The sequence below is a fragment of the Protofrankia symbiont of Coriaria myrtifolia genome, from assembly GCF_900634755.1.
In the GTDB taxonomy this organism is placed as follows: Bacteria; Actinomycetota; Actinomycetes; order Frankiales; family Frankiaceae; genus Protofrankia; species Protofrankia coriariae.
This window is the reverse complement of record NZ_CAAAFS010000352.1, coordinates 1-13,606: the sequence shown is the minus strand read 5'-3', so window position 1 is coordinate 13,606 and position 13,606 is coordinate 1. Positions and strand designations below refer to the sequence as shown.

Here is a 13,606-nt window from a genome sequence, read left to right as displayed (position 1 = left end):
CCGCCGCCCAAACGCCCGCGCACCCCACCCTGGTCAAGAGAACGAGTACGGAAGTGATGGAAGTGGCTGCCATGACAGCCACTTGTTCCCTCGTTCTCGCGATTCGACGGGATTGGGTCACCAATCCTCGGGTGGCGGTGGCGGTCGAGGAGCAGTGCGGTGACTGTCAGGGTGGCGGCCAGGGCGTCCAGATGGGCTCCGCCGGTCAGGTGGATGGCGGTGACGGGGTTCGCGGCCAGCAGCGCGAGTACCAGGGCGGTCCGTCGGGGGTTCCCGCGGCCGGGCAGCAGCCGCGGGGTGAGCGCGACGAGCGCCACGACCGAGAGCACGGCGGCGAGCCGCAGCACGATGACGGCACCGAGCGGCCCGGTACCGGCCAGCGCGTCGCCGACCGTGGCCGCCGCCTTCTCGACGAGAACGGCCGTGCTCCCATAGGGAGCGTGGGTGTCACGCCAGCGCGGGTCGACCGCGGTCACGAAGGGTTCCATCTGTGGACCCAGCGCGCGTAACGCCGAGACGCCGTGCGTCGCCGGATCGAGCCCGTGCCGGGCGAGTTCGCCCTGGCTCGCATAGGCGTAGACGTCCCGGCTGAACAGTGGCGGGCCGAGCGCGAACGGCAGATTCCACCCGATGGAGGTAACGACCACCCGGGCGGTGGTGGTACGGCGCGTGGCGGGGCGCGCTGCCCCACGGGTATGCTCGGAGCCACTTGGGAGCGTATCGAACATAGACGGCCTATCGGATATATGCCATCTATCGTGCGAATCCACCGCGTTCTCGGTGGTGTGAGCGGCCGAATGAGTGATCGAGCGGACGAGGGCGCACCAGCAGATGCACAGGGTGATCACGGCGACGGCGGCGATCGCCGCGAGCCAGCCCCGTGTAGCCGTCGACGGTGGCTGTGATGCGAGAATCCCCCACCAGGATGAGGGATTGAAGGTGTCCGGGTTGCGCGGTCCGAGCCCGGCCTCGGCGAGGACGGCGGTGACTGCCGCGACGGTGCCCACCACGGTCGGCCACCCGACAGGTGCGTGAAACAGGCCCGCCCGCGGAAAGAATCGCGGACGGGGACTTCGTCTCCACCCGTCGATGCCGTTGTTGTGGCCGTGGTCTGGCGTGGGCCGCGTACTTCCGGTTGGCTGGTTCGTGGCGGTCTGACACAGGGAGGTGTCGGGTGGGTCTGCTCGGCACCGTCCTACGTCGTGTAGGGCCGCGTCGGGCTGTCCTGGTCGAGACAGAAGCGCCTCGTACTGGCCTGGCTGAGGTTGGCCTAGCCGAAGCTGTCCCGGCTGAGGCGCGGGCATCCCACGATCTTCCGTGTGACGCGCGGGCACGTCAGGGCCCGCTGGGTGGCGGGCAGCCGCGTCGCGCCCGGTGGCGCGCGGCCATCCGGCGCGACGACGTGCCAGTCGGGCCCACAGCACCAGCAACGCTCTCCTCTCCGGCGGTCCGTCCGGGACCTCGCGCCGTCCTCCAGGGATCCAGCTTCCGGGGATCCGGCGATGATGCTCCGCAACCTCGCGCGGTCTTCCCGAAGCCGCGCGCCGCGTTCCCGCGGGCTGTCCTCGCCGTTGCCGCCCTGCTGCGACGCCAGCCATGGCTGATCACCGCCGCCCTGTGCGGGTTGTCACTGGCGCTGGGACTCACCGGCCCGGACACCCCCGCACAGGAATATCGCGTGTGGCTGTTCAAGCACGGCGGCGCGGTGCTGTGGGACGACCAGTGGTACGGCGGGCACACCGTACCCGGCTACAGCGTGCTCTTCCCGCCGCTGGGGGCGCTGTTCGGGGTGCAGGCGCTCGGCTGTTTCGCGTGCGTCGCCTCCACCGTGATCGTCACCCGGCTGTTGCGCGGTCGCGGCCGGACGCACGGCCACGACCTGGCGCTGGTCTGGTTCTCCGTCGCGACGGTGGCCAACCTCGTGGTCGGCCGGATGCCCTTCGCGCTGGGGATGGCCTTCGGCGGGTTGGCGCTGCTCGGCGTCCGGGAGCGGCGGACGAAGACGGCGTGGGCTGGTGCGATCGGGTCGTCGCTGGCCTCACCGCTCGCAGGCGGGTTCGTGCTGCTGATCGGGGTCGCCCTGCTCGGCACGCTCCCGCGGCGCCGGGTGCTGCCGCTGGCGGGTGCCATGAGCGGGATCGTCGTCGCGTTGCTGTTCCCCGAACACGGTGTGCAGCCGTTCCCAGCGATGACCTTCCTGTCTCTGCTGGCGCTGATCGGCGCCGGGCTGTTCGTCGTCCCGCGGCACGAGGTAGCGATCAGGCGCGGGCTGATGTTGTGGGCCGCCGCCGCCGCGGTCTTCTTCTTCGTCCCGACCCAGATCGGCGGGAACATCGCCCGTCCGGCGACCCTGCTCGCGGGCCCGCTCGCGGCGATGCTGCTGGCCAGACGCCCACGGGTGCTGCTGGTCGTCGCGATCCCGTTGCTGGGCTGGCAGATCGGCCCGGTGCACGGGGCGCTGGCCACCTACGGGGACGCCTCCGGCCAGGCCGGCTACTACACCGGTCTGCTCGACTACCTCGACCACGGCCCGGTGGCGGTGGGCCGGGTGGAGATCCCGTTCACCCGGGCGCACTGGGAGGCGTCGTTCGTGGCGCCGCACGTCCCGCTGGCCCGCGGTTGGGAGCGGCAGCTGGACATGGAGTACAACTCGCTGTTCTACGACGGCACCCTTTCGCCCGAGACCTACCACAAGTGGCTGCTCGAACGCGGCGTCCGTTTCGTGGCGCGGCCGGACGTGGAGCTGGACTCCTCCGCGGTGGAGGAGGCGAAGCTGCTCGATGTCGGCCTACCCTATCTGGATCTCGTCTGGTCGGACGCCCACTGGAAGGTCTGGCTGGTCACCGACTCGCCGGGCCTGGTGCGAGGGCCGGCGGCGCTGACCGAGCTCGGGGTCAGTTCGCTCGCGGTGAACTTCCATGCGCCCGGTGTGGCGACTGTTCTGGTGCACTTCACGCCCTACTGGCAGCTTGACGACGGCCACGAGGCGTGCGTGTTCGAGGCTGCGGACGGTTGGACGGGCATCCTCACCGAGCAGCCGGGGCCGGTCCGCCTGTCCGCCAAACTCACGGTCAGCGGCCTGACCAGGGCCAGTGCCCTCGACTGCCCTCCGGACCCCCGCGTCCACTGACCGCCGCGACGTAGCGCATGAGATGAAGCGCATGGAAGGCAGGCGGGCCCCGTGGCCGGAGCGCTGTCCGCTGACCGTCCGTCGGCCCGGACAGCTCGACTTCAGCTGCTGAAAGAAGCTGCTCGCCGCTGTGCGTGAGAAACAGCTGTGCCGGGGAAGTGCTTGTTGTTGACCGCTGCCGCTTCCTTACGGCAAAATTTATCCGAGGGTTCGTCGGGCCGATAGTACCGCCTTGCGTCGTACTCGTCAGATCAATATTTTGATCTTGAAAGACGATCGTAAAATTTTTGAATATCCTGTGACTGTCGTGGAATTTTTCGTGACTCGGATTCCGGTTGTATCCGGAAGGCTGAACCGGATGAAGATCCGACCAGATTCAGAATTTTGTTTTCTCGTGGTACGGGCGCACCGGGCATTGGACGCTCCATTCTCGTCCGGTCGCTGCCTGGGCGGCGCCCCGGCCGAACTCTGGTGGCCAGAATCATAATCGGTGGCCGCGCCGGCGGAGGTGTGCTTGTACCGGGCGGAGCTCCCCTGCCTGTCCTCTCCAACAGCGCATGGCGTGGGCGCGGCGGACTCCCGGTGGAGCTGTCGACGGACGCCGATGGATGGCACTGGTCGGCAACCTGACAGGTTGATCGGCAATGGCTCCGGCCCATCCGCATCCCAGGCCGATGGTGCCTGCGAGCGGAGAGCCTGAACAGGGATCCCAGGGATGTGACCGGTCGCTGAATCCGATGATCTGGTCCGACGGCCTGCGTCCACTGTGATGATAATGTACGCACAATGTTGAAACAAATCTTGTCGTGAGCCTGAAAGCCGGGTTAGGCTTACCAGGGCGTTCCCGTGGGGAGGGGCGTCATGCCAGGCTGGGTCATGCCAAGCTGGCTTGTCAGCGCTGTCTCGGCTTCTTGTCCCATCTCTCCGATGTTATCTTTAAAGATCCTGAAGGCGGGGTGGATGTGAGCGGCATGCTCGCTGATCCGTACGGGCCGCGCTTCGAGTTTGTTGACGTACAGCCTCGTGCCGGTGTCGTCGGCCAGGAAGTCGTGGTCAGATGGTCCACGCTCCACACGAACGAGGTGTTCGTCGAGGGCCGTGGCGTGTTCCCGCCCAAGGGATCTCTTCCGGTGGCGCTTGAGGCCACCCGATCTCTGCGTCTGATGGCACGCGGGCCAGCCGGAGCCGTGGTGGAGGCGCAGACACCGGTAATACGTGTCTTCAACCAGCCGGACATCAGGTTCCTGAGGATTCCGACTCCACCGAGCGGCGTTGATACCGCCGCCAGCGCCACGTTACAGGCCGGTCTGTTCGGGCTCCGGAACGAGTTTGCCGCGATCCTGGCCCGTACTCCACACGGGCTGTCCGCCTCACCAGCCTCCTCGCCGGGTCTCCAGGAGCCCGGGAGCCGGGTCATCGGCAACCGTGACCGGCCGGCCTTTGCCTGTTCTGGCCGTTTTCCGGCGGGGCGGGCGGCGACAACGACGCCGGCCACCGGCTGGGGCGGCACCGTTTCACTGCTCGACCAGGTCGGGCGTCCGCGGTTGCCGCCCGCGCTGGTGCGTCCGGTGGGATTCCGCGGGCCCGGTGGCACACGCGGTCCAGGCCATGATCGAGAGGGTGGGTGGCGACGGGTGGCCGCAAGGCTGTGGCGGCGGGAGCGCCTGTCGTGAGACGGCTGCTCATCTGGTTGTCCGGGGCGAACTCCCAGATCCTCCAGCGCTGCCCGACCGACCGGGCGAAGTACGTCGGTATCGGTAGCGCGGTGCTGACCACTGCTCTCATGGCGGCGACCTCCTGCGCGTTCGCCCTGCACATGGCATTGCAACTGCCAATTGCCAGTTGCCTGCTCATCGGCGGGGCCTGGGGCCTTGCCATCATGAGCCTGGACAGATGGCTGGTGGCCTCCGTACAACGTCGGGAGCACTGGTACCAGAATCTGGTGGTCGCGCTTCCGCGGCTGGTGCTGGCGGTGCTCATCGGTCTGGTCATTTCGACGCCGCTGGTGCTGCGCATCTTCGAGCCGGAGATACAGGCCGAGATGGTCACCATTCATCGTGAGCGCGCCGACGAGTTCGACCGTGCCATGCAGAACGACGAGCGCACGAAGCAGATAGGCGATCTGCGGACCCAGCAGGCACAGCTGCAGGCCACCGTCGCCGCCGGCGGTGTCGTCACGGACGTGAACAGGGATCCCGAGGTGGCCCGCCTGCAGCCGCAGGTCGACGCCGCGCGAACCAGATACAACGACGCCGAGCAGGCCGTCGTCTGCGAGAAGGAAGGACGGCCGGGCTGCGGCAGCGGCCGGCCCGGCGCCGGCGTCGCCTACGACGAGAAAGTCACGATCCGGGACAGGGCCGGGGCCGAACTCGCCAGGCTTCAGCGCCAGCTCGACGCGGCTATCAGCGCGGCGCAGGCGAACCAGAACGCCTCTCGCGCGACCACGCTCGCCAACGCCCAGTCGGAGCTGGAGAGGGTCAACACCCAGCTCGACAGTCTTGAGAGATCCCGTGCCGCGGACATTGCCGCGTTCAACGCCGAGAACAGCGACGACACCGGGATGCTCATCCGCATCGAGGCCCTTGACCGGCTGACCTCCGAGCGGCCCTCCCTCGGCCGGGCCCATCTGCTGCTGCTCCTTTTCATCACCGCGATCGAGTGTCTTCCGGTTCTCGTCAAGTTCCTGATGTCGCTGGGGGTGCCGACGCTCTACGAACGAGCTGTCGAGATCGAGGAGCGCAACCAGCTACAGATCGAGGAGGAACAGGGCCGTCGCCGGCGGGCGACGGAAATCCTCAACGGCGGGGACACCTACCTTGAAGCCCAGATCGGGCGTGAGGAAAGGGACGCGGCGATCGAACGGCTGACCCGGAGCACCATCCAGGCCCAGGCCGACATTGCCGAGAGGATTCTCGCCAGATGGCGGGAACGCGAGCTGCGGCGCATCGAGGCGGATCTCGACAGCTACCTTGTCACCGGTTCGCGGTCCGCTCCGAACACGAACACCCGGCCCCGCGGCATGGCCCCCGATTACCCGCACCTGAGCGACCTGCCGTCGCAGCCCACCCGCGTTCAGCCGCCGACGGAGCGGCACCCGTCGGACGGCCGGGCCGACCCGTCAACCGGTGACGAGCCTTTTCCCGCGGACAGAACGTCCAGGGTGCGGCCGCCGGCAGAGCCGGTGCGAGGAAGCGCCCACTCCCAGGCGCGCGATACGACGGTGTCGTCGTACGACGGGCAGCCGCGGCACGAGCCACAACCCGAACGGGACGACCGGCAGCCGGACAGCGTCGAGGACGAGCCGGTGTGGCCCGAGCCCTGGCCGGCGCCACCGCGAAGGCCCACACCGCCGCGGGAGCCGGTGCGGCGGCAGGAGGAGCCTCAGCTGCCAGCTCACACCATCTGGTGGGAGCCGGGCGGTGACTCGGGACGCACGCAGCATCCCTTGCCGGAGGACGTGACGCGACCGACCGAGGCGACCCGCGTGCTGGCGGACGATGACGATGACGTCACGTGGCGGACGCCGGACAGCGCCCGCCCGGCCGGCCAGCCGGATGCCCGACCATGGGATCCGGACGAGGCGACGCGGGACGCCGCCGATCGGAGCACCGCCGGTAGGCGGTACGCCGGTCACAGTGACCGGACCAGCCACGCCAATCACGCCAATCACGCTGGTCAGGCCGGCAATCAGCCACGCGATCCGGACGAGGAACCGACCTGGGTGCCCCGGACGGACGGGGGGTTCGGCCCACGGGCCGACACCGCTCGCTCGAACGGATGGCCGGCAGACCTCCCCGACACCGAGGGCCCGACCGGCCGGGAACGGTCGACATGAGCACCTGGCCGAGCGGGTCAGGCAGGCTTCTCAACGTTGCGGCGACCTGCCGGCTGACCCGTGCCCTCGGCCCTGGCCCGCGAGCGGTGGTCTGGGTGCAGGGCCGCCCGTTCGACCGCGCGGGATGCGTGGCGCCGGATCGGCTCCCCGACCGTCCCGCCCGGCTGGTCATGCCGGCGGAGCTGGCCACCGAACTGTGTTCGGCACCCGGGGCCGACGCGGACGCAGCCCGAGGCTGCCCGGCCGGCGCGGACCTCGGTAAACGGGCCAGGTAGCAGGTCAGGTAGCAGGCCAGGTTAGGAGAAGGAAGCCGGTGCCAACCGACCGTCCGGGCGCATCCGCCCGGCTGGACGCGTCCGGGCAGTCGGGGCCGCCGGGGGCCGTGGCGGTCGAGCGGCTCACCGCCGCGGTGCGGCCCGGTGGCGACGCGATGTTTGTGCTGTACGGCCTCGGGATGGACGATGTCCCCGTCGGCCGTGACTATCAGGAGCGCGACACCGAGGAAGCGCCGTGGGAGACGCCGCGCGCCGGGGGCTTCGAGCGGATCGCCTTCTGCTCGGCTCGTGACCCCCGGTACTTCCGCGACGTCGACCCAGCGGACCAGACCCGCCATATCCGTTCCGGCCATATCTGTCCCGGCCCTATCCGTCCGATCCACGAGAATCCGGCGTCCACGAAGACACCGGCCGTGCCCGCAACGGCCGTGCCCGCAACGGCTGGGCCCGCGACGGCTAGGCCCGCCACCGCTGGGCCTGCCACCGGGTCCGACCAATGTGGTGGGATGCGGTATTTCTCCGGGCCGCTCTTCCTCGGTGAGTGGGCGCGCGGCGGGATGGGACGACACCCGCGAGGCAGCGGCGCGCGGGCGACCGGTGCGTGAGGGGCCGGCCCGCGAGGAGGCGGGGCCCGTGAGGGACCGGCCCGGGCAGGGCCGGTGGCGGCGGGCTGCTGCCCGGTCTGCGCCCTGGTGTGCGGGGCGGCGCGGGAGTGCGGACGATGCGGCTGGCTCCTGCGCGGTGACCACATCCGGGGAGAGATCGCTGGCGATCTTGAATGGGAGTTCGGCGCACGGCTGGCGACGGCGCGCCGCCGGTTCGACCTGTCTGCCGTGGTCCGGGTCGCCGACGCGCTCGGCAGCGGCGATCCCGGGCTTGCCGACCGGCTGGTGGACCTGGTCCGAGGCGGCCCCCCGGCGCCTGGCGAGATCGACGCCGCCCGGCGCGCGGTACGTACGGCGTCGCCACGGCCGGCGGCCGCACCGACGGCCATGGCGACGGACACCGTGGCCGTCGGCCGGCTGCTGAGCCGGATCGTCGCCGGTGAGGTGCAGCGGGCCGCCGTCGTCGAACTGACACCGGACGCCGTCGCGGTCACCGGCGTCGGTGCGGACGATCTGGGCGTCCCCCACCGGCTCGGGGCGCAGCGCACATGGAACTGGTCGGATCTGCTCCCGGAGCTGCCGTCGCAGCCGGACAGCCAGTGGTTGCGGCTGGCCGGCGGGATCGGGAGCCACGGCGGCGGGCGGGTGGCCCGGATCCCGACCGTGGGGTACGACGGCTGGCCCGCCGCCCTCCAGCCGCTGCGTGACGTGCTGGGCACGGTTGGCGCGTCCAGCGTGGTGGTGCTGGTCCGGCAGGTCGCCGGCTGGCCAATGGTGGACGACGCGCTCCAGGCGCTCACCGGCCACCTCGTCCGCACTGGTCTGGCCGACGGCCACGAGGCTGCCGCCGCCGGGACCGAGGCTCTGGACGAACTGCTGCGGCGGGCGCCGTTGCGGCACGGGTACGCCCTTGCTCTCGCCGAGGTCGACCGTGCCACCCGGCGGGTGCGTCTGGTGGCGCATCCGCTGTTCGAGGCCAACACCGTGGTGCCGGCCACCCCCGGGACGGCGCTGGAATCCGAGATCACGGTCGTGGCGCCACCGGCCCGTGCGGACGACCTGGCGCTGGCGGTCGTCGCCCCGGTGGCGGACGATCCGCGGCAGTGGCATCCGGTGGCCCTGGCGCGGTGCGCGTCGCGGCCGGGCGCGCCCGTCCGCGTCCGGCCGCGCTCGACGGGCCCGGCAGGGTGCGTTTCCTGCATCCGGCTGACCTGCGCGGCGGCGGCAGGACCTGGTTGGGCGTGCTGGACGAGGTCCCCGCCGAGTTCGGAGCCGATCTGGTGGACGTGGTCTTCATCCTCGAGCTTGGTGGTACGCCGGAGGCGGTCGCGGCCCGCTTCCAGGTGGTCACGGATCTGCTCGCGCTGCTCGGGAACGAGCATCCGGATCCGACGGCCGTGATGGTCGGCCTGATCGGATATGACGACCACGACCTGCTCGACTGGCAGCGGTCACAGCATCCGGTGGTGCGGTCGGCGGCGCCGAGGGCGGCGGCGGGTGTGCTGACGGCGCTGTACGGCTGGCGGCCGAGCGAGCCACGTTACGATTTCGCGGCTCCTGTCGAGGATGCGCTGCACGTCCTGAACGAACCGGCGGGGACGCGGTGGTGGCGCGGGGGTGCCGCGCACTGTCTTGTCACGGTCGGTGCCCGGCCACCGCATCCCGTACGGCAGGAAGACGACCTCGTCGTGCCCTGCCAGGCCCGTCACGACTGGAGGACGGAGATGGATCAACTGGTCGTACGGGAGGGTGTGCGGCGGGTAGCCGTCCGAGGCCGGCCTGAGATCGCCTCGGCTCGCGCCGGCGGTTCCGCGCGGCAGCGGGCCGACACGGCCTGGCGTGAGCTGGGCGCGGACGCGCTGTTCGCCATGGACGAGGTGTCCGCGTCCGGGCTGGCCTCGGCGCTCGGGCTGCTCGCAGGCTACGGCGAGCGTGTGCTGCCGGTGCCGCTGGCAGGCCCGGCTCCCGGTGGTGCCCAGACGCCCGGTGGAGCGCAGACTCTCGGTGGCACGCGCGCTTCCGGTGACGGCCGGGCTTCCGGTGGTGGCACGTGGTGAGCCGGCGGACGGATCGGCCGACGCCCGCACAGCGGCCGCGCCATGACATGCGCATCGGCCTGTGGGGCGCGACCAGCAGCGGGAAGACGACGTACCTGGGTGCGTTGAAGCTCGCCGCCGAACAGGCGCGCGGTCGGACCCGTTGGAAGGTCACGAGCAAGGACCCGGTCGCGTTGTCCAGGCTGTCGGAGCTCGCGCACGTGCTCGCCGTCAAACGCACGTTTCCGGAGGGCACCCAGCACGGCACCAACACCCGGCTGAGCTGGTCGTTCCTGGGGCAGAAACAGACGGGCCCGGCCGGCGGTGGCAGCCAGGTGGAGTTCGCCCTCGACTTCCTGGATGTTTCCGGCAAGCTGTTCGAGGATCAGTGGACGGGCGGCGACGAGAACGAGGACGGCGAGGACGAGCTCGACTTCGACGAGGTGCGCGGCGAGTTGGATCACGTCACCGGTAACGAGGCCGCCAAGGAGCAGCTCGTGGAGCACCTGGTCGCCTGCGACGGGATCATTTATCTGTTCGACCCGGTCCGGGAGGAGGAGAACGGTAACAGCTTCCAGTATTTCAACCAGGTGCTCGACGAGGTGGTGAGCAGGACGTTCGACAACGGGCGGCTGGTCGGGAACCGGTTACCCCACCAGCTCGCGGTCTGCGTCACGAAGTTCGACGATCCCCGGGTGCTCGGCCGGGCGACGTCGCGGCGTGAGCTCGAAGCGCTGGCGGAGACGCCCGGCCAGCCGAAGATCAGGGCAGGAGTCGCGTTCCGGTATTTCAACATGTTGTGCCACGAACGGCCCGACAATTCCGCCCAGAACATCCGTGACAGTATCGTGTCGAATTTTCACAGGGACCGTGTCAGTTTCCACGCGACCTCCTCGATCGGTTTCTACATCGGGGCGAACAACCGTTTCGATCCCGCCGACTACGCCAACATCGTCAGCGAGCACGGTCAGTTCCGTATCCGGACGCGACCACAGCCGATGAATGTTCTTGAGCCGTTGGTGAGGCTGGTGGGGCGGATTCGCAGGACGGACACGTCCCGATGAACGCGGTCGATCTCGACTGGGCGCTGATCAGCAAGGTTCCCGGGCAACGGGACGACTACGGCCTGCTGCGATCCAGCGCCACCGGTCGCCTCCGCCCGGGGGCCATGGCAAGGATGGTCAGCCACTTCTCGCCCGGATCACCCAGCTCACCTGGTGGGGAACACCGGGAGCGAGCGGACGCGCTGCCATGGGTCACGTTCACCTTTGCCACGGTCGCCAGCTCCCGGTACGTCGGGGTCGCGATCCGCGAGTGGCCGTGGGAGTCGACGGCGCCGGTGGACGCGACCGGCCGCCCGATCGTCCCGACGCGTTTCTTCTGCCTGCCGCTGGAGGACTTCGAGCGGTATTTCGGCAGCTGTCTGGCCCTGTATCAGGCCGTTGCGAAGCTGGCTGTCCCCGAGCGCAACGATGATCCGCTGTCCGTGTTGGTTCAGTCGCACGACGAAGAGGCATCGAGAGCCCGGGAACGTCTTCTGGGTGACTCGAGAATGTTCACCGCCGCGGCGGCGGTGGCCGCGGCGGTGCTCGACGGGCCGGTCGCGCTCACCCCTGGCTACCAGTCGCCAAGGTATCCGCTTGCGGACCGGATAGCCTTCATCGACGCGGTGGCCGCGCTGCTGCCCGCGGGCGTGCGGGCCACGCTGTCCGCGGGCACCTGGGTGGACAACCGGACCAGCCACAAGATCCGGCTCGCGTTCACTCACCGGCTGCGGGACGGCCTCGGAGAAATCGACCCGGACGATCCACCAGGAGCCGATACCGTCACCGACAGGCATGGTGACGGTATCGGCCGCGGTGGTGACCCCACTCGGGACAGCGGCCACAGCCATATTTATGCCGAGAACCTGAAGAAGCTGTGTCACCACTGGGGATCTGACGCCGTCCTGCGGTGGCTCGCCGCCGACCACAAACCATACAGTTTCAAACAGCCGGGCGAAATCGTCGACGCGCTCGTCACGGCGGAGCGGAACATACTGGTCGACCGCGCCCGGGAGAAAAATCCGGCGTCTTCGCCGGCCACGGGTCCGGAGATATCGCGGGCCGGCCTGGTGGTGCCGTCGGAAGAAGAATCCGCCCCGTTGCGGTATCTCATCGACGGTATACGCGGGCACCTGCGTTCGGTGCGGCCTTCCGGCTATCTGGCGGCCGAGCTGCTGAGCGCTTTTCTGTGGGAGATCGGCGAATCCGGTGATGCCGGGTCGATCGCCGATGACGTGAAACTGGTCGAGCGGCACTGGGTCGCGGAGGCGCTGCCAGCGCTACGTGCGCTGTGCCGGCGGCTGGCCGCGGTGGACGCCGACAGCCGGCTGCTCACGGCCCTGATGGCCATGGCGGGGCGTCTCGACTGTGTCCCGGAGATTCTCGTCGACTTCCTGAACATGCGGGGTGGTGTCGAGGAGGCTGATTCGAGGATACGCCGGGTTGTGATCGACTTCGTGATCGAACAACGAGGCGACACAGCCGGCTGGCAGGAGGTTCGGAACCTGCTGGCGGCCGATCACACGTACACGATCCACACGCTGTACAGGCAGGTGGAGTCCGACGAGTCGACCGAGGGCCAGGGCGGGCGTGATCTGCTGCGTCTGGTGGGCTGGCTGGAGGCCGCCGACCAGCCGGTATCCAGGGACGTTCTGAATGTCTTCCGCGCGTTGGAGGTCGCCTCCTCGTTCCCACAGGCGGTGAGCGCGGCCGACGTCGGCCGTCTCAGCGGGCCTGACGGGGCTGACGACCTGGGAGTGCGGGCGCTGCTGGCACGGGCTGCCCGGACCGGGCGGCTTGACGAGGTGCGGCCGGTGTTCGAGAGCTGGTTCGAGGCCGCGAGCCCGCGCTTCGACCAGCCGCGGCGGGAGGCGTGGACCGATTTCCTCGACCAGCTGAAAATCAGCGGCGGCCTGCGCAGGCGGCTGTTGAAAGCGGCCTCGGGCGAGTCCAGGAGCTGGTGGTTTCTACGTCGTGGTGGTGGCCGCGCCGTGGCCGACGGTCCTCCCGCGGACGTCCCGGTCGACATCGCGGCGAACTGGATGAACTACGATTTTCCCGGTAAGCATGATGATCCCGCTGTGGCGCGGCTGGTAGCCCACTACTCTCCCGGCGCACCGACGGAGGTCTCTTTCTTCGGCGACGGTGTGAAAAACGTGGCCGTGCTCTTCCGCGGTCCTGTCACGCCGGCTGGGCGGGAGAATTCCTTGTGGTGCTGTTATGCCGCATACGAAGAGTTCTCCGGAATCCGTCCGAGGATGGAAAAATTCTACTACGCGGCCGAGGAACGGGTACACACGTCGAATGCTCCGCGGGCCGGGCTGCGCATGCCGTCACCAATGGCGGCGGTCGACGATGTCGTCGCCGCCATCGACGCGTTCGGATTCGGCGCGGTAGCGGCCACCGCGGCACTCGTACTCGACGGGCCGGTGACCATCGCCATGCCGAAGCCGCCCGTGCCGCGGCGGTTGCGGCTGGCCTTTCTGGATGCCGTCCTGGCACTCCTGCCAGCGGGAGCGTATGCGTCACTGACGGCCTGCACATGGATGTCGGGTAACGGGGTCAGGCGTTTTCGCATTGCTTTCAGCGACAATACAAAAATATCAGAACGACATGTGGTGTTCTGGCAGGGGCTGCCAGCGGTCCCGTCGTTGCGCTCTGGTTTTGCCCGGACGTACTATC

At 69.3% G+C, this 13,606-nt stretch carries 9 protein-coding genes; 8 read left to right on the top strand and 1 reads right to left on the bottom strand.

What is annotated here, in order from left to right:
• Positions 1 to 647: polyprenol phosphomannose-dependent alpha 1,6 mannosyltransferase MptB (gene mptB, locus CM1CMNOD_RS20600; RefSeq protein ID WP_242625475.1), on the bottom strand; the 647-nt coding region annotated here is incomplete at its 3' end.
• A gap of 755 nt (positions 648 to 1,402) precedes the next feature.
• Between mptB and CM1CMNOD_RS20595 the strand changes: the two genes are divergently transcribed.
• The 8 genes from CM1CMNOD_RS20595 to CM1CMNOD_RS20560 form a co-directional block, all read left to right on the top strand.
• Positions 1,403 to 3,130, top strand: a complete 1,728-nt coding sequence (locus tag CM1CMNOD_RS20595) for a hypothetical protein (protein WP_241245676.1) — start codon at positions 1,403 to 1,405, stop codon at positions 3,128 to 3,130.
• A 971-nt stretch (positions 3,131 to 4,101) separates the two neighbouring features.
• Positions 4,102 to 4,803: a hypothetical protein gene (locus CM1CMNOD_RS20590; RefSeq protein ID WP_013875519.1), complete on the top strand. Its 702-nt coding sequence runs from the start codon at positions 4,102 to 4,104 to the stop codon at positions 4,801 to 4,803.
• Positions 4,800 to 6,965 carry a DUF4407 domain-containing protein gene (locus CM1CMNOD_RS20585; protein WP_013875518.1) on the top strand — a complete coding sequence of 722 codons (2,166 nt, stop codon included), beginning with the start codon at positions 4,800 to 4,802 and terminating at the stop codon, positions 6,963 to 6,965. Before CM1CMNOD_RS20590 ends, CM1CMNOD_RS20585 begins: the two co-directional genes overlap by 4 nt.
• The gene (locus CM1CMNOD_RS22605) at positions 6,962 to 7,240 is read left to right on the top strand and encodes a hypothetical protein (protein ID WP_013875517.1); all 279 of its coding nucleotides are present in this window, start codon (positions 6,962 to 6,964) and stop codon (positions 7,238 to 7,240) included. The genes CM1CMNOD_RS20585 and CM1CMNOD_RS22605 overlap by 4 nt, the downstream gene beginning before the upstream one ends.
• Before the next feature lie 38 nt (positions 7,241 to 7,278).
• Positions 7,279 to 7,845, top strand: coding sequence for a hypothetical protein (locus CM1CMNOD_RS20575; RefSeq protein WP_013875516.1), 567 nt, complete (start codon positions 7,279 to 7,281; stop codon positions 7,843 to 7,845).
• A 54-nt stretch (positions 7,846 to 7,899) separates the two neighbouring features.
• Complete coding sequence (locus CM1CMNOD_RS20570; RefSeq protein ID WP_043604211.1) at positions 7,900 to 9,246, top strand: hypothetical protein; 1,347 nt, start codon at positions 7,900 to 7,902, stop codon at positions 9,244 to 9,246.
• 652 nt (positions 9,247 to 9,898) lie between these two features.
• Positions 9,899 to 10,945 carry a hypothetical protein gene (locus CM1CMNOD_RS20565; RefSeq protein WP_131792761.1) on the top strand — a complete coding sequence of 349 codons (1,047 nt, stop codon included), beginning with the start codon at positions 9,899 to 9,901 and terminating at the stop codon, positions 10,943 to 10,945.
• Positions 10,942 to 13,606: hypothetical protein (locus CM1CMNOD_RS20560; protein ID WP_131774132.1), on the top strand; the 2,665-nt coding region annotated here is incomplete at its 3' end. The genes CM1CMNOD_RS20565 and CM1CMNOD_RS20560, both read left to right, overlap by 4 nt.